The following is a 16,404-nucleotide window of genomic DNA, read 5'->3' as shown; positions in this document are numbered from 1 at the left end:
GACACAGGAAGGGCGACCCGTACCCATGCGTCTCGTCATGAACGAACCGGTCGAGAGGATGGACCGGCCCTACGCCCGGCGCTGGTGGGCCCTGCTGGTGCTCTGCCTGAGCCTGCTGATCATCGTGATGGCGAACACCGCGCTCACGGTCGCCGCCCCGGACATGACCCAGGACCTCGGCCTGTCCAGTGCCGACCTCCAGTGGGTCATCGACGGCTACACCGTCCCGTACGCCGCGCTGATGCTGCTGCTCGGCGCGATCGGCGACAAGTACAGCCGCCGCGGCGCCCTCGTCCTCGGGCTCGTCGTCTTCGGCGGCGGGGCCGTCGCCGGTTCCCTCGTCGGCAGCTCCACCGGGGTCATCGCGGCCCGGGCCGTCATGGGCGTGGGCGCGGCGCTGATCATGCCCGCGACGCTCTCGCTGCTCGCCGCGACCTTCCCGCGCGCCGAGCGCGCCAAGGCGATCACGCTGTGGACCGCCACCGCCGGACTCGCCATCGCGGCAGGACCGCTCGTCGCCGGCGCCCTCCTGGAGCACCACGGCTGGTCCTCGACCTTCCTGATCAACGTGCCGGTCGCCGCCGTGGCCATCGTCGGCGCCCTCGTCCTCGTACCGCCGTCCGCCGCCGCGCACCACAATCGTGTCGACTACATCGGCGGGCTGCTCTCCGTAATCTGGATCGGCGCGCTCGTCTACATGATCATCGAGGGACCGCACTTCGGCTGGGGCGTGAAGGCCGTGACCGCCGCGGTCGTCGCCGGCCTCGGTCTCGTCCTCTTCGTCCTGTGGGAGCTGCACCACTCGCACCCGGTCGTCGACGTGCGCCGCTTCGCGAACCGCGGGTTCGCGGGCTCCAACCTCGCGGTCGCGCTCTTCTTCCTGGCCGTGTTCGGCGCCTTCTACTTCCTCACCCAGCACCTCCAGTTCGTCCTCGGCTACGACGCCCTGGACACGGGCGTGCGCATGCTGCCGCTCGCCGGAGCCGTCTTCGTCGGCTCGGCGCTCACCGGGTACCTGACCCCGCGCGTCGGCATGCGGATCACCGTCACCGCGGGCATGGTCGGCGGCACGGCGGCCCTCGCGCTGCTCACCCGCATCGACGCCTCGTCCTCGTACGGCGATTTCGTGCTGCCGCTCGTGGTCCTGGGGCTCGCGATCGGGCTGGCGCTCTCGCCCTGCACGGACGCCATCATGGGCGCGTTCCCCGAGTCCGAGCTGGGCGTCGGCGGTGCGGTCAACGACACCTCGCTGGAGCTGGGCGGCTCCCTCGGGATCGCCATCCTCGGTTCGGTGCTGGCGAGTTCGTACTCCTCCCAGCTGTCCGACGCCACCGCGGGCCAGGGGCTCCCGGCGGGCGCCCTCTCCACCGCGCAGGACTCGGTGGGCGCCGGCTACGCGGTCGCCCAGGGCATCGGCGACAAGGCCCGGCAGGCGGGCGAGCAGGCGGCCCACGCGCAGAACGCCGAGCAGGCGGCCCAGTTGAAGTCGCAGGCCGACCAACTCGCCGAAGGCGCCCGGCACATGGCCGACGCGGTCGGCGCGTCCTTCTCCGACGCGGTCGCTCACACCAGCCTGGTCGGCGCGGTGGTCCTCGGCGTCGGCACGGTGCTGGTGGCGGTCATGCTGCCGCGCAAGGGGCGTACGGCGCGGACGGAGCCGGAGCCGGAGCCGGCGGCGGCGCAGCTCACGGACGCCGACGAGCCGAAGGCGCCGAAGGCCGACAGGACTTCGCGCGGTGACGGGACTCCGGCCGACGCGGGCTCCGACGGCGAGAAGGCCACCGACGAGAAGTCCGAGACCGTCGGCGGACGCGACCGGGCCTGACGCACGAGTCGCACGGACCCGGGCCGGGGTCCGGGGAGCCGGGGGGCTTCCCGGGCTCCGGCCCTGCCGTGTCTCACGCGTAGGGGTCGGTGATCTCCCGGAGCATCGTCAGCGCTTCCCGCAGTTGGGTCATCCGACGCCTGCCGAGGTGCGCGGCCCACTCCGCCTCCACCTCGGCCACCGCGGCGGCGGCGACGGGAACGGCCGCGAGCCCGCGCTCGGCGACGCACACCAGCCGGGCCCGCCGGTCGGTCGGGTCCGGCACCCGCCGCACGTACCCCGCCCGCTCCAGCTGGTCGACCAGGAAGCCGGCCGTCTGCTTGGTCACCTGGGCCTGCTCGGCCAGGTCGGTCAGCCGGGTGCCGTCCGGGCCGATGCGCTGCATGACGCGGGCCTGGGCCGGGGTGAAATCGTCGAAGCCCGACGCGGCCAGCGCGGCGAACACGCGGTTCTCCAGCGCCCGGTACGGGATGAACAGGAGCAGCCCGGTGTTGAGCTCGCTCTCCGTCACCATGATCGCCACTCCATCGTGAGCCGTCCCGCTCCTTGACTTCGGTCAGTCTCTCTGACTAATTTGGTCAGAGAAGCTTACCATTTCGAGTAGGCGGTGATTCCCATGGGCGTCGTCCTCGGCACCGAGGAGCGGTGGCAGGTGATCGACGGCGAACGGGCCGGTCTCGCCGCCCTGCTCCAGGAGCTGCGTCCCGAGGAGTGGGACCGGCCCACCCAGTGCGGCGACTGGCGGGTCCGCGACGTCGCCGCGCATCTGGCGCTGGCCCCGCACATCACGTACGGCACGGCGGTACGCGAGTTCGTCCGCGCCCGGGGGAGCACGGACCGGATGATCCACGACACCGCCGTGCGCGCCGGGCGGCGGCCGGTCGAGGAGATCCTCGCCGACATCCGTGCCACCGTCGGCTCCCGCCGTCTCGCGCCCGGCACCACCCGGCGCGAGCCCCTCCTCGACATCCTCGTCCACGGCCAGGACATCGCCCTGGCCGTCGGCCGTGCGCGCGTCATGCCCGTCGCCGCCGCGTGCGACGCCGCCGACCGGGTGTGGACCATGCGGTTCCCGCCGCGCCCGTGGCCGCTGCCGCGCGCCCGGCTGGTCGCCACGGACGCCGACTGGACGCGCGGCTCGGGCGAGGAGATCCACGGCCCGGTCTCGGCCCTGCTGCTCCTGCTGACGGGACGTACGGCGGCGGCGCTGCCCCGCCTGACCGGCGCCGTGCCGACCCGCCCCTGATCCGGCACGGTCGGGCCCTGAACCGCTCGTCGTGCCCCGGTTCCCCGCCGGGCAGGGGACAGGAGTCGGCGGTGTCCGGCAGGATGGCGCCCGCGTCGGGCGCGGCGTGCACGGTGGCCACGGCGCGCGCCTCGCCTGGACCGCCCCCGACGGACAGCGGCGTCGCGCCCGCCAGGCCGCCCCACACCAAGACCGCCGAGGGTGTGCCGCCGTACATCAGTCCCCCTTCCCGAGCGGCACGGCGCCGCGAGCCGTGGCGCCGACCGTCTCCGCGACCGCCCCCGGCAGCCACTCCCGGGCCTGCCCGAACGAGTAACCGAGCCCGGTGGCACGGGAGTTGTCCATCGCGTAGGAGCGCGCGAACGAGAACGGCGAGACCTCTCCGGCGTCCACGGTCCGGAACACGGTCCTGCCGCCGGGGACGTGCGCGGCCACCGCGCGGCACAACTCCTCGGTGGTCAGCGTCCCGTGGGAGGCGGCGTTCACCGGCCCGGTGAAGTCCGCGCCGGTCACCCACATCAGGAAGTCGGCGATCTCCTCGACGTGGATGTACGTCGCCGGACGGTTCACCGCCGGTACGGCGATCGGCTCACCCGCCTCGATCCGCCGGACGTAGTGGTCGAGCCGACCCGTGAAGTCGTCGTCCCCGCCCAGCACATGGGCGACCCGCACGCTGACGTGGGGGAAGTCCGGGTCCCGGGCGAACACCGCCTCGGCCTGCCGCTTGCCCTCGCCGTAGTGGGCGTCGAGGAACGCCGGGTCGTCCCAGGGGAGGCCGAGGTCCACCGCGACCGTCCGCGGGTCGACGGCCCCCTCGCGCACCGGCGTCGGCGAGTCCTCGTACTCGTACACCTCGACCGTGGAGGTCATCACGTACCGCCGGGTGCGGCCGGTGAACACGCGGCGCGCGACCTCCGCCTGCCGGGGCGAGTAGCAGACCTGGTCGACGACGACGTCGAAGGTGCGCGGACCGAGCGCGGCCGTCAGGGCCCGCTCGTCCCGGCGGTCGGCGATGAGGTGGACCGTGCCGTCGGGCGGCGGCGCGGAGCCGCGGTTGACGACCGTGACGCGGTCCCCGGCGGCCAGCAGCCGGGCGATGAGCCGCTTTCCGAAATAGCGGTTTCCGCCGATGACACACACGTCACGCACGACGCCCTCCTGAATTCCCTTTGTCCGCACCCGGCGGCCGCCGGCCGTGCGGTCATAATTCTTCCGTCGCGGACAGCGGCGCTGAAGGGGGAGTCATGGGAGATCAGGCCGTCGCACCGAAGGAACCACGGTCCCAGCGCGGCGTCACCGACGAAACGTCGGCGGCCTTCGACGGGCTGGACCGTCGCATCCTCGAACTGCTGCAGACCGACGGCCGGATCAAGCTCAGCGAACTGGGCCGGCGGGTCAGCCTGAGCCCGGCGGCGGTCGCCGAGCGCGTCCGGCGGCTGGAGTCCGCCGGGGCCGTCACCGGGTACGGCGCCCATGTCGCCCCCGCCCGCCTCGGCTACGGCATCCAGGCCTTCGTCCGCGTGAACCCGCACGGCGGTTACACCCTCGGGCACCCGAGGACCCGCGAACTCCTCGCCCGGCCCGAGGTCGTCGAGGTCCACCACGTCGTCGGCGAGGACTGCTGGATCCTCAAGGTGGCGGTACGGGACACCGTCCACCTGGAGGACGTCCTGGCCCAGACCTCCGCCCTCGGCCGGACCACGACGTCGATCGTCCTGTCCTCCCCGGTGGAACGGAAACCGCTGCTCCCGCCCCCGCCGCGGTGAACCGCTTGCCCTGACGTCGGCGTCAAGGTCTACCGTCGTGGACATGCGAATCGGCGAGCTGGCGGCGCGGGCCGGGACGACCACGCGGACCCTGCGCTACTACGAGACGCGGGGGCTGCTGCCCGCGCGGCGGGGCGAGAACGGGTACCGGACCTACGACGAGGACGACCTGACGCTGCTGCGGCAGATCAGGACCCTCCAGGACTTCGGGTTCGACCTGGAGGAGACCCGGCCCTTCGTGGAGTGCCTGCGGGCCGGGCACCCCGAGGGCGACTCCTGCCCCGCCTCGCTCGCCGTGTACCGCCGCAAGCTCGGCGAACTCGACGCGCTGATCGGCGAGTTGCAGGAAGTGCGCGCCCACGTCGGCGCCCAGCTGGCGAGGGCCGAGCGGGCGCGCGACGAGCTGGCGGCGGACGCGGAGGTTCCGGGCGGCCCGGAACCGGTGTGCGAACTGGGAGGACGGACGCAGTGATCAGAGCGGCAGGAGTGGCCGAGGTGACGGACGCGGACTTCGCGGCGGAGGTGATCGGGGCGGAGCTGCCGGTGCTGGTGGAGTTCACCGCCGACTGGTGCCCGCCGTGCCGGCAGATGGGCCCGGTGCTCAGCGCCCTCGCCGCCGAGGAGGACGGCCGGCTGAAGGTGGTCCAGCTCGACGTGGACACCAATCCGCAGACCGCTCTCGCCTACGGGGTGCTGTCGATGCCGACCTTCATGGTGTTCCGGGGCGGCGAGCCGGTGCGCTCCATGGTCGGCGCCCGGCCGAAGCGGCGGCTGCTGGAGGAGCTGTCCGACGTGCTCTGAACCCGGAGCGGTCCCGGACCGATTCCGCCTGGTGCCGGGAACGAAAAAATCCCTCGAGCAATTGCGCTCGGGGGATTTCTCTGCGTATATTCAATGATTCGCGACTTCGTAATTGAGGTCGCGAATGAGGTTCACTGCGCACAGTATATCCGGCCGGGAGCGGAATTGTCAAACACCGAATTTCCAGACGATGAATTGCGGCACGAGCAGGAATTCATCGACGCCCTGTACGCCCGCGTGGACACCCTGCGCGGCGCCACGGAGGCGTCCGTCGTCGACGCGCTCGGCCAGGGCAACACCCCGATGCAGGCCAGGCTGGAACGGGACGTCCTCGTCGCCGAGCGCTCCGGGCTGCTGGCCGCCCTGAACGCGGTGGACGGCTCCCTCTGCTTCGGCCGCATCGACCTCACCACCGGCGTCAGCCACCACATCGGCCGTATCGGCGTCCGCGCCGACGACGCCGAGCTCACCCCGATCCTGATCGACTGGCGGGCCCCGGTCGCCCGCCCCTTCTACCTCGCCACCGGCCACACGCCGATGGACCTGCGCCGCCGCCGGCACATCACCACCGACGGCCGCCGGGTCACCGCCCTGCACGACGAACTGCTCGACCTCGGCGAGCGGGAGCGCACCGGCCACGAGGACCCGGCGGGCGACGCCGTGCTGCTCGCCGCCCTCAACTCGGCCCGCACCGGCCGGATGAGCGACATCGTGCAGACCATCCAGGCCGAGCAGGACCGCATCATCCGCGCCCCGCACCGGGGCGTCATGGTCGTCGAGGGCGGCCCCGGCACCGGCAAGACCGCCGTCGCGCTGCACCGGGCCGCGTTCCTCCTCTACGAACACCGCGAGCTGCTCGCCAAGCGGGCCGTCCTCATCGTCGGCCCGAACCCCGCCTTCCTCGGCTACATCGGCGAGGTGCTGCCCTCGCTCGGCGAGACGGGCGTGCTGCTCGCCACCGTCGGCGAGCTGTTCCCCGGCGTGCGGGCCACCGCCACCGACACGCCCGAGGCGGCCGCCGTGAAGGGCCGCGCGGACATGGCCGACGTCCTCGCCGCCGTCGTACGAGACCGGCAGGCGCTGCCCGATCCGGTCATCGCCATCGAGCACGACCGCGACATACTGATGCTCGACGAGGGCCTCGTGCGGGTGGCCCGCGAGCGTGCCCGCGAGGCGAAGCTGCCCCACAACGCGGCGCGCGAGCACTTCGAGGGCCACGTCCTCAACACCCTCACCGACATGCTCGCCGAGCGGATCGGCACCGACCCCTTCGACGGCTCCAACCTGCTCGACCCCGGCGACATCACCCAGATCCGCGACGAACTCGCCGAGAACCCCGAGGTCTGGTCCGCGATCGACCAGTTGTGGCCCCGGTTGACCCCGCAGCGCCTGGTCGCCGACTTCCTGGCGGCCCCGGAGGGGTACGTCGCCGACGAGGACGCGGCAGCGATCCGTCGGCCGGTCACCCGTGCGTGGACCGTCGCGGACGTCCCCCTCCTGGACGAGGCGGCCGAACTCCTCGGCGAGGACGACCGGCTGGCGCGGGCCGCCGCCGAGCGGGAGCGCAACGCGCAGGTCGCCTACGCCCAGGGCGTGCTGGACGTCTCCTACGCCTCCCGGACCTACGAGTTCGAGGACAAGGACGAGGAGGACTCCGAGATCCTGTCCGCGCACGACATCATCGACGCCGAGCGGTTCGCCGAGCGGCACGAGGAGGACGACCACCGCAGCGCCGCCGAACGTGCCGCGGCCGACCGCACCTGGGCGTTCGGGCACATCATCGTCGACGAGGCGCAGGAGCTGTCCCCGATGGCCTGGCGGCTGCTGATGCGGCGCAGCCCGACCCGCTCGATGACGCTGGTCGGAGACCCCGCGCAGACGTCCGAGGCGGGCGGCGTCGGCTCCTGGTCGGACATCCTCGCCCCGTACGTCGAGGACCGCTGGGAGCACACCCGCCTCGCCGTCAACTACCGCACCCCGTCCGAGATCATGGACCTCGCGGCGGCCGTGCTGCGCGCCGGGAACCCGGACTTCGAGCCGCCCAGCTCGGTGCGCTCCACCGGCGTACGGCCCTGGGTGCGCGCCACCGACGACCTGCCCGGCGCCGTCGCCGAGGCCGTCGCCGAACTCACCCCCGCCGAGGGACGGCTCGCCGTGATCGCGCCCCGCGACCTGCACCGGGCGCTGGCCGCCCGGCTGGACGGGGTGAGCGCCGGCGCGGAGCCGGACCTGACCCGCACCGTCGTGCTGCTCGACCCCCGGCAGGCCAAGGGGCTGGAGTTCGACTCCGTCCTGGTGGTCGAGCCGGGGCGGTACGGGACGAGCGATCTGTACGTCGCCCTGACCCGCGCCACCCAGGCACTGGGCGTGCTGCACACCGGGGACGTGCCCGAGGCCCTGAAGACGGCCTGACGCCGGAGGGGCTGAATCCGTCCGGGGGAGGATTCAGCCCGTCCGGCGCCGGTGAGCGGGTCGCGGATCAGGCCGGGCGCAGCCACACCGTCGACAGGGGCGGCAGGGTCAGCCGGATGCTCGCCGGACGGCCGTGGGCGCCCTGCGGCTCCGGCTTCACCGGGTGCGGGTTGGTGACGTCGCTGCCGCCGTACCGGCTGAGGTCGGTGTTGAGGACCTCGTGCCAGGCGGGCACGTCGTCCGGCACCCCGAGCCGGTAGTCGTGCCGGACCACCGGCGCGAAGTGGGAGACGGCGAGCAGCGGGGAGCCGTCCGCGTCGTACCTCAGGAAGGCGAAGACGTTGTCCTCCGCTGCGTCCCCGGCGATCCACGCGAACCCGGAGGGGTCGGTGTCCCGCTCCCACAGGGCGGGTTCGCCCTGGTAGACGGTGTTGAGATCGCGGACCAGGTCGCGGACGCCGCGGTGGTCGGCCTCCGCGCCGTACGCCGGGTCGAGCAGCCACCAGTCGGGTCCGTGCGCCTCGGACCATTCGGCGCCCTGCGCGAACTCCTGGCCCATGAAGAGGAGTTGCTTGCCGGGGTGGGCCCACATGAAGCCGAGGTAGGCGCGGGTGGTGGCCCGCTGCTGCCACCAGTCGCCCGGCATCTTCGACACCAGCGACCGCTTGCCGTGCACGACCTCGTCGTGGGAGATCGGCAGCACGTAGTTCTCGCTGTAGGCGTACACCATCGAGAAGGTCATCTCGTCGTGGTGGTACCGGCGGTGGACCGGCTCGTGCTGCGCGTAGTCGAGCGAGTCGTGCATCCAGCCCATGTTCCACTTCAGCCCGAAGCCCAGGCCGCCGAATCCGCCGGGCCCGGTGTGGTGGGTGGCGCGGGTGACGCCGTCCCAGGCGGTCGACTCCTCGGCGATGGTGACCACGCCCGGATTCCGCCGGTACACGGTGGCGTTCATCTCCTGGAGGAAGGCCACCGCGTCCAGGTTCTCCCGGCCGCCGTGCTCGTTCGGCGTCCACTGGCCGGGTTCACGCGAGTAGTCGAGGTAAAGCATGGAGGCGACGGCGTCCACGCGCAGGCCGTCGATGTGGAACTCCTCGCACCAGTACACGGCGTTGGCGACCAGGAAGTTCCGCACCTCGCGGCGCCCGTAGTCGAACTCCAGCGTGCCCCAGTCCGGATGGGCCGCCCGCAGCGGGTCCGCGTGCTCGTACAGCGGACGCCCGTCGAACTCGGCCAGTGCCCAGTCGTCGCGCGGGAAGTGCGCGGGCACCCAGTCCATGAGCACGCCGATCCCGGCCCGGTGCAGGGCGTCGACCAGGTACTTGAAGTCGTCCGGAGTGCCGAGCCGGGCCGTCGGCGCGTAGAACCCGGTGACCTGGTATCCCCACGAGCCGCCGAACGGGTGCTCCGCCACCGGCATCAACTCGACGTGCGTGAAGCCCAGGTCGGCCACGTACGCGGGCAGCTGCTCGGCGAGCTGACGATACGTCAGACCGGGCCGCCAGGACGGCAGGTGGACCTCGTACACCGAGAAGGGCGCCTCGTGCGCGGGCCGCCGCGCACGCGCGGACATCCACTCCTCGTCCCGCCACTCGTGGTGCGAGGCCTCGATGATCGAGGAGGTGCTGGGCGGCACCTCGGTGCGCCGGGCCATCGGGTCGGCCCGCAGGGTCTTCGAACCGTCGGCCCTGGTGATCTCGAACTTGTACAGCTCGCCCTCGCCGATCGCGGGCACGAACAGCTCCCACACCCCGGACGAGCCGAGCGAGCGCATCGGATACCCGGTGGCGTCCCAGTAGTTGAAGGTGCCGGCCACGCGCACCCCGCGCGCGTTCGGCGCCCACACCGTGAACCGGGTGCCGGTCACGCCCTGGTGCACCATCGGCTGCGCGCCGAGCGCCTTCCAGAGCTGCTCGTGCCGGCCCTCGCCGAGCAGGTGCAGGTCGAAGTCGCCGATCGCGGGCAGGAACCCGTACGCGTCCTCCGTCTCCTGCACCACCGACTCGTAGGTGACGACCAGCCGGTGTTGAGAGGGGACCTCGCGCAGCGGCAGCACTCCCGAGAAGAAGCCGTCGCCGTCGTCCCGCAGCTCGGCCCGCGTCTCGCCGACGACGACGGACACCGCCAGGGCGTACGGGCGCAGCGCGCGGAAGGCCACGCCGCCGGGCACGACGTGCGCGCCGAGCACCCCGTGCGGGTCGTGGTGCGTGCCGTTCAGCAGCCGCTCCCGGTCGTCCGGCTCGACACCGGCGAAGGCGGGCGGCTCCGGTGGCCCGGCGGGCGCGGGCACCTGAGCGGGCGCGGGCGCGGGCGCGGGCACCTGGGCACTGGTGGGCTCGGGCCCCTGGGCGGACGCGGGCTCGGGTGTCCGGGGCGCGGTGACCGAGACGCCCGCCTGATCGCTCCGCCGCCCGGCGCCCGTGCCGCCGGCCCGTTTCTGGGCGGGCACCTTCTTGTCCGCGGTCTTCTTCGCGGCCGTCTTCCCGGCCGGTGTCCGCGCGGCCGTGGTCCCGGCGGCCGTGGTCTTCGTCGCCGCGGCCTTCACGACCGCCGACTTCTTGGCGGCGGCCTTCTTCCCCGTCGCCTTCTTCGCCGCCGGTGCGCCCTCGGCGGCCTTCTTGACGGCCGCCTTCTCCTCGGCGGAGCGTTTCGGGGCCGCCGTGGTCTTCTTCCCGGCCGCCTTCTTCGCGGCGGCCGTCCTCTTGCCGTCGGCCGCCTTCTCGGCGGCGGCCGGCTTCCTCGCGTTCGCGCCGGTCTTCTTCGGACTGTCCTCGGACGGGGGACGGGGGGTCACGGGCAGGGCCTCCTCGGCAGGGGTGAGGTGGGGCGGTTCGGGGCGCGGGTCACGGCGAGCCGTCGTCCGCGGCGAGCCGGCGCACCGCGGCCATCGGCACCGGCAGCCAGTCGGGCCGGTGCCGGGCCTCGTACAGCACTTCGTATATCGCCTTGTCCGTCTCGTAGGCGCGCAACAGGACCGGATCGGTGCGCGGGTCGCGCCCGGTGACCTCCGCGTACCCGCTGCAGTACGCCGCCCGGCAGGCGTCGGCCCAGCCCGCCGCCCGGGACTCGGCCGAGTGCGCCGCGTAGTCGAAGGAGCGCAGCATCCCCGCGATGTCCCGCACGGCAGGCTGCGGCATCCGGCGTTCCGCGAGCGGCTTCGACGGTTCGCCCTCGAAGTCGATCAGCGACCACTCGCCGGACGCGGAGCGCAGGCACTGCCCGAGGTGCAGGTCGCCGTGGATGCGCTGGGCGGTCCAGGTGTGACCCTCGCCCGCCAGGTCGGACAGGGCCTGGAAGGCGGAGCGCAGCCCGGGGGCGTACGGCCGCAGGGCGGGCACCGCCTGCGCGGCGGCCTCCAGCCGCTCGGTCATGCCGTCGACGATCAGTTGCAGCTGGGGCGGGCCGACGGTGACCGTGGGCAGCGCGCGGGCGAGCGCGGTGTGCACCTCGGCCGTGGCGCGGCCGAGCGCCCGGGCCTCGGCGCTGAAGTCCTCGCCCTTGGCCAGCTCGCGCAGCGCGAGCTCCCAGCCGTCGGCGGCACCCTGCACGAAGGGCTGCATGACACCGAGGACGTACGTCTCGTCGGCCAGGTCCGCGAGCACCCACGCCGTGGGGGCGGGCACCCGCGGGCAGCCCTCGCGGGCCAGCACCAGCGGCAGCTCCAGATCGGGGTTGACCCCGGGCACGATCCGGCGCAACAGCTTCAGGATGAACGTATCTCCATAGACGATGGAGGAGTTGGACTGCTCCGCCGTCACCACCCGCGGAACCAGGTCCTCCCGGATGTCCTGGCGCCGGTCGCGCTCGAACCGCAGGTCCCCGATGCGGGCCTGCGTCCGCAGCGCTTCGAGCAGCACGTCGGCGGAGCGTGGGTCGTACAGGGCCTCGTAGGCGGTCCGTCCGGCCAGCGGGCCCTCGTCGAGATGGCCGATCAGCGCGGGCGCCAGCCGGGGCGGCAGCGCCTCGCGCACGCCTATCAGCAGCTGGTAGCAGTCCCCGGGGTGGGCGAGGGCGCCCGGTGCCGGGGTGAGCGGCTGGTGTGCGCGTACGAGGAGGTGGAACAGGCCCGTCGTGGAGCCGGGCGGCAGCAGCTCGGTGGCTGCCACCAGGGTGAAGCCGGTCACCGGACGCCCTTTGCCCGCGAACCAGCGCTGCCGCGGCAGCCATTCTCGCAGCAGTGGATCGAGGGACGCGAGCAGATCAGGGCGGGCGACCGGGGCCGTGACTGGGTGGGTTGCGGCTTCCGACATGGCGTCGCGTCCTTTCCCCGGGAGGTCGGGGCGGGGTGTTACTGATGCGTGCCCCGGTCGGGCCGGTGGAAACCGACCCGACCGGGTTCTGCGCGGCTTCTGCCCCGCTTCTACGCGGCGTCCTTGCGGAGCCGGAACCAGTAGAAGCCGTGACCGGCGAGCGTCAGCAAGTACGGCAGCTCGCCGATGGCCGGAAAGCGCACCCCGCCGATCAGCTCGACCGGATGCCGACCGCTGAACGCGCTCAGGTCCAGCTCCGTGGGCTGCGCGAAGCGGGAGAAGTTGTGCACGCACAGCACGAGGTCGTCCTTGTACTCGCGCAGGAACGCGATGACGGCCGGGTTGGTGGAGGGCAGTTCGGTGTACGAGCCGAGGCCGAACGCCAGGTTCTGCTTGCGGATCTCGATCATGCGCCGGGTCCAGTGGAGCAGGCTGGAGGGGCTGCTCATGGACGCTTCGACGTTGGTGACCTGGTAGCCGTAGACCGGGTCCATGATCGTCGGCAGGAACAGCCGGCCCGGGTCGCACGACGAGAAGCCCGCGTTGCGGTCCGGGGTCCACTGCATCGGCGTGCGGACGGCGTCGCGGTCACCGAGCCAGATGTTGTCGCCCATGCCGATCTCGTCGCCGTAGTACAGGATCGGCGAGCCGGGCAGGGACAGCAGCAGGGCGGTGAACAGCTCGATCTGGTTGCGGTCGTTGTCCAGCAGCGTGGCCAGCCGCCGCCGGATGCCGATGTTGGCGCGCATACGCGGGTCCTTGGCGTACTCCGCGTACATGTAGTCGCGTTCCTCGTCGGTGACCATCTCCAGGGTCAGCTCGTCGTGGTTGCGCAGGAAGATGCCCCACTGGCAGCCGGACGGGATCGCCGGCGTCTTGGCCAGGATCTCCGACACCGGGTAGCGCGACTCCCGGCGCACCGCCATGAAGATGCGCGGCATCACCGGGAAGTGGAACGCCATGTGGCACTCGTCGCCGCCCGAGGGGAAGTCGCCGAAGTAGTCGACGACGTCCTCCGGCCACTGGTTCGCCTCCGCCAGCAGCACCGTGTCCGGGTACTGCGTGTCGATCTCCTTGCGGACCCGCTTGAGGAACTCGTGGGTTGCCGGAAGGTTTTCGCAGTTGGTTCCCTCGACCTGGTACAGGTACGGCACCGCGTCCAGCCGGAACCCGTCGATGCCGAGGTCCAGCCAGAACCGCAGCGCGGAGATGATCTCCTCCTGCACGGCCGGGTTCTCGTAGTTGAGGTCGGGCTGGTGGGAGAAGAAGCGGTGCCAGAAGTACTGCTTGCGGACGGGGTCGAAGGTCCAGTTGGATGCTTCGGTGTCGACGAAGATGATGCGGGCGTCCTGGTACTGCTTGTCGTCGTCGGCCCAGACGTAGTAGTCGCCGTAGGGGCCGTCGGGGTTGTTGCGGGACTCCTGGAACCACGGGTGCTGGTCGCTGGTGTGGTTCATGACGAAGTCGATGATGACGCGCATGCCGCGCTGGTGGGCGGCGTCGACGAACTCCACGAAGTCGGCGAGGTCGCCGAACTCGGGCAGCACGGCGGTGTAGTCGCTGACGTCGTAACCGCCGTCGCGCAGCGGTGACTTGAAGAAGGGCGGCAGCCAGAGGCAGTCGACGCCGAGCCACTGGAGGTAGTCGAGTTTGGCCGTGAGGCCCTTGAGGTCACCTACGCCGTCGCCGTTGCTGTCCTGGAAGGAGCGGACTAGGACCTCGTAGAAGACGGCTCGTTTGAACCATTCCGGGTCGCGGTCCTTGGCGGGGGTGTCCTCGAAGGTGTCCGGGACGGGCTCGTTGACGATCATATGGCGGGTGACCCTCCGATCTGCGGTGAGGACGGTCGCAGGACGGTGAGGATGTGCGCCGGCCTGTGACCCGGCTCGAGACGCACATAGTTGGCCCTGCCCCAGTTGTAGGTCTCACCGGTGAGCTCGTCGCGCACCGGCACGGACTCGTGCCAGTCCAGGCCGAGTTGCGGCATGTCCAACGAGACCGTGGCCTCCTGGGTGTGGTGAGGGTCCAGGTTCGCCACCACCAGAACCGTGTTCGAACCGCTGCGCTTGGAGTAGGCGATCACGGCTTCCTTGTCCGTGGAGTGGAAGTGCAGGTCACGCAGCTGCCGCAGGGCCGGGCTGCGGCGCCGTACCGCGTTGAGGGACGCGAGGAGAGGCGCGATGCTGCGGCCCTCGCGCTCCGCCGCCGCCCAGTCGCGGGGGCGCAGTTCGTACTTCTCGGAGTGCAGGTACTCCTCGCTGCCCTCCCGCAGGGGCACGTTCTCGCAGAGCTCGAACCCGCTGTAGACGCCCCACGTCGGGGAGAGCGTCGCAGCCAGCACCGCCCGCAGCTCGAACGCCGGACGGCCGCCCCGCTGGAGGAACTCGTGCAGGATGTCAGGGGTGTTCACGAAGAAGTTCGGCCGCATGTAGGCGGCGGCCTCGCCCGACAGCTCGGTCAGGTACTCCGTCAGCTCCTCCTTCGTGTTGCGCCAGGTGAAGTAGGTGTACGACTGCTGGAAGCCGATCGCCCCGAGGGTGTGCATCATCGCGGGCCGGGTGAACGCCTCGGCCAGGAAGATCACGTCGGGGTCGGCGCGGTTGACGTCCGCGATGACCTGCTCCCAGAACACCACCGGCTTGGTGTGCGGGTTGTCCACCCGGAAGATCCGCACGCCGTGGTCCATCCAGTGCCGCAGGACGCGCACGGTCTCCTCGACCAGGCCCGGCATGTCCCGGTCGAAGGCGATCGGGTAGATGTCCTGGTACTTCTTCGGCGGGTTCTCCGCGTAGGCGATGGTCCCGTCGGGGCGGTGGTGGAACCACTCGGGGTGCTTCTCGACCCACGGGTGGTCGGGGGAGCACTGGAGCGCGAAGTCCAGGGCCACCTCCAGGCCGAGGCCCGAGGCCCGCCGTACGAAGGCGTCGAAGTCCTCGATCGTGCCCAGGTCCGGGTGGACGGCGTCGTGGCCGCCCTCCGGTGAGCCGATCGCCCACGGCACGCCCACGTCGTCCGGACCCGCGGACAGCGTGTTGTCGGGGCCCTTGCGGAAGGTGGTGCCGATGGGGTGGATCGGCGGGAGGTAGACGACGTCGAAGCCCATCTCCGCGATCGCGGGCAGCCGCTCGGCGGCCGTGCGGAACGTCCCGCTGACCGGCGGCTCGCCCGGCCGGACCACGGCGCCCTCGGAGCGCGGGAAGAACTCGTACCAGGCGCCGTACAGGGCCCGTTCGCGCTCCACGACGAGGGGCAGCGGCGCCGAGGAGGTGACGAGTTCCCGCAGCGGACGGCAGGCGAGGACCTCGTCCACCTCGGGGGTGAGCGCGGCGGCGAGCCGGGACGCGGCGGGGCGCTCTCCGTCGCGCAGCGCGGCCACGGCGGCGAGGACGACGTCCCGTGCGCCGCCGTCCGGCAGGCCGGCGGCCGCCCGTTCGTACAGGCGGGCCCCCTCCTCCAGGACCAGCTCGGTGTCCATTCCCGCGGGGATCTTGATGCCCGCGTGGTGGCGCCAGGTGGCGACCGGATCGCTCCACGCCTCGACGGCGTAGGTCCAGTGGCCCTCCGTCGGCACGGAGACGGTCGCGCCCCAGCGGTCGGTGCCGGGGGCGAGTTCACGCATCGGGGTCCAGGGCCCCTCGCGGCCCTCGGCGTCCTTGAGGACGACGTTGGCGGCGACCGCGTCGTGGCCCTCGCGGAAGACCGTGGCCGATATCTCGAACGACTCGCGCACCACCGCCTTCGCGGGGCGTCGTCCTTCCAGGACGCGTGGCCGGACGTCCAGGACGGGGATGCGTCCGACCCCCGCCGTGACCTCCGCGGAGGGTTTCGCCGCGGTGGGGGGACCTGGGGGACCTGAATCGACCCTGCTCATGGAGGGTGTGACGGTGTGCTGCGTCGGGGGTGGCGACGTGTGGTGCTTGGCGGGCATGACCGCTCCTGTCCGCGTCAACGTGGGTGGGCGGATGAGAGTGTGGGGAGGTGGGTCCTGCGGGGCGTACCGGAGGAGCCTTCCCACCCTATTCGGGTGAGCAATCCGGCGCTTTGTTAACTACTCACCCGTAAATCTGCACACAAGACCGGCCTCGTCCGGAAGTTGCCGCGGCC

The 16,404-nt window shown here is 72.1% G+C and carries 12 protein-coding genes; 6 read left to right on the top strand and 6 right to left on the bottom strand.

The genetic code is table 11. The annotated features are described in order from the left end of the window. The first annotated feature begins 25 nt into the window (after positions 1-25). Positions 26-1,825, top strand: a complete 1,800-nt coding sequence (locus tag ACFYQQ_RS09205; RefSeq protein WP_355792087.1) for an MFS transporter — start codon at positions 26-28, stop codon at positions 1,823-1,825. A gap of 73 nt (positions 1,826-1,898) precedes the next feature. On the opposite strand, the gene ACFYQQ_RS09200 is transcribed toward ACFYQQ_RS09205, so the two are convergent. Further along, on the bottom strand, positions 1,899-2,339 hold the full coding sequence (locus tag ACFYQQ_RS09200; RefSeq protein WP_355792084.1) for a MarR family transcriptional regulator: 441 nt from the start codon (positions 2,337-2,339) through the stop codon (positions 1,899-1,901). Between the two features lie 102 nt (positions 2,340-2,441). On the opposite strand from ACFYQQ_RS09200, the gene ACFYQQ_RS09195 reads away from it, so the two are divergent. Beyond that, entirely contained in the window at positions 2,442-3,071 is a 630-nt protein-coding gene (locus ACFYQQ_RS09195; RefSeq protein WP_356169532.1) for a maleylpyruvate isomerase family mycothiol-dependent enzyme, read from the top strand. A gap of 216 nt (positions 3,072-3,287) precedes the next feature. Here the strand turns inward: ACFYQQ_RS09195 and ACFYQQ_RS09190 are convergent, their stop codons facing one another. Continuing rightward, the gene (locus ACFYQQ_RS09190) at positions 3,288-4,220 is read right to left on the bottom strand and encodes an NAD-dependent epimerase/dehydratase family protein (protein WP_356169512.1); all 933 of its coding nucleotides are present in this window, start codon (positions 4,218-4,220) and stop codon (positions 3,288-3,290) included. A gap of 95 nt (positions 4,221-4,315) precedes the next feature. On the opposite strand from ACFYQQ_RS09190, the gene ACFYQQ_RS09185 reads away from it, so the two are divergent. The 4 genes from ACFYQQ_RS09185 (at position 4,316) to ACFYQQ_RS09170 (ending at position 8,050) form a co-directional block, all read left to right on the top strand. Next, entirely contained in the window at positions 4,316-4,837 is a 522-nt protein-coding gene (locus ACFYQQ_RS09185) for an Lrp/AsnC family transcriptional regulator (protein ID WP_355782544.1), read from the top strand. Between the two features lie 43 nt (positions 4,838-4,880). Further along, positions 4,881-5,309, top strand: coding sequence for a MerR family transcriptional regulator (locus ACFYQQ_RS09180; protein ID WP_355782560.1), 429 nt, complete (start codon positions 4,881-4,883; stop codon positions 5,307-5,309). Further along, positions 5,306-5,638, top strand: coding sequence for a thioredoxin domain-containing protein (locus ACFYQQ_RS09175; protein WP_355782541.1), 333 nt, complete (start codon positions 5,306-5,308; stop codon positions 5,636-5,638). The genes ACFYQQ_RS09180 and ACFYQQ_RS09175 overlap by 4 nt, the downstream gene beginning before the upstream one ends. 147 nt (positions 5,639-5,785) lie before the next feature. Continuing rightward, positions 5,786-8,050, top strand: coding sequence for an ATP-dependent DNA helicase (locus ACFYQQ_RS09170; RefSeq protein ID WP_355782557.1), 2,265 nt, complete (start codon positions 5,786-5,788; stop codon positions 8,048-8,050). 67 nt (positions 8,051-8,117) lie between these two features. On the opposite strand, the gene glgB is transcribed toward ACFYQQ_RS09170, so the two are convergent. The 4 genes from glgB to ACFYQQ_RS09150 form a co-directional block, all read right to left on the bottom strand. Beyond that, positions 8,118-10,844 (bottom strand): 1,4-alpha-glucan branching enzyme, encoded by a 2,727-nt coding sequence (glgB, locus tag ACFYQQ_RS09165; protein ID WP_388904078.1) that lies wholly within the window; start codon positions 10,842-10,844, stop codon positions 8,118-8,120. A 49-nt stretch (positions 10,845-10,893) separates the two neighbouring features. Next, complete coding sequence (locus ACFYQQ_RS09160; protein ID WP_356169518.1) at positions 10,894-12,300, bottom strand: maltokinase; 1,407 nt, start codon at positions 12,298-12,300, stop codon at positions 10,894-10,896. A gap of 110 nt (positions 12,301-12,410) precedes the next feature. Then, a complete protein-coding gene (gene treS / locus ACFYQQ_RS09155) occupies positions 12,411-14,111 on the bottom strand; it encodes a maltose alpha-D-glucosyltransferase (RefSeq protein WP_355789481.1) in 1,701 nt (566 codons plus the stop codon). Beyond that, the gene (locus ACFYQQ_RS09150) at positions 14,108-16,228 is read right to left on the bottom strand and encodes an alpha-1,4-glucan--maltose-1-phosphate maltosyltransferase (RefSeq protein WP_388904075.1); all 2,121 of its coding nucleotides are present in this window, start codon (positions 16,226-16,228) and stop codon (positions 14,108-14,110) included. The genes treS and ACFYQQ_RS09150 overlap by 4 nt, the downstream gene beginning before the upstream one ends. Positions 16,229-16,404 lie beyond the last annotated feature (176 nt).

It is taken from the genome of Streptomyces sp. NPDC005496 (assembly GCF_042872045.1).
GTDB lineage: Bacteria > Actinomycetota > Actinomycetes > Streptomycetales > Streptomycetaceae > Streptomyces.
Note: the sequence above shows the minus strand (reverse complement) of the source record. Positions and strands in the feature narration are given on the sequence as shown.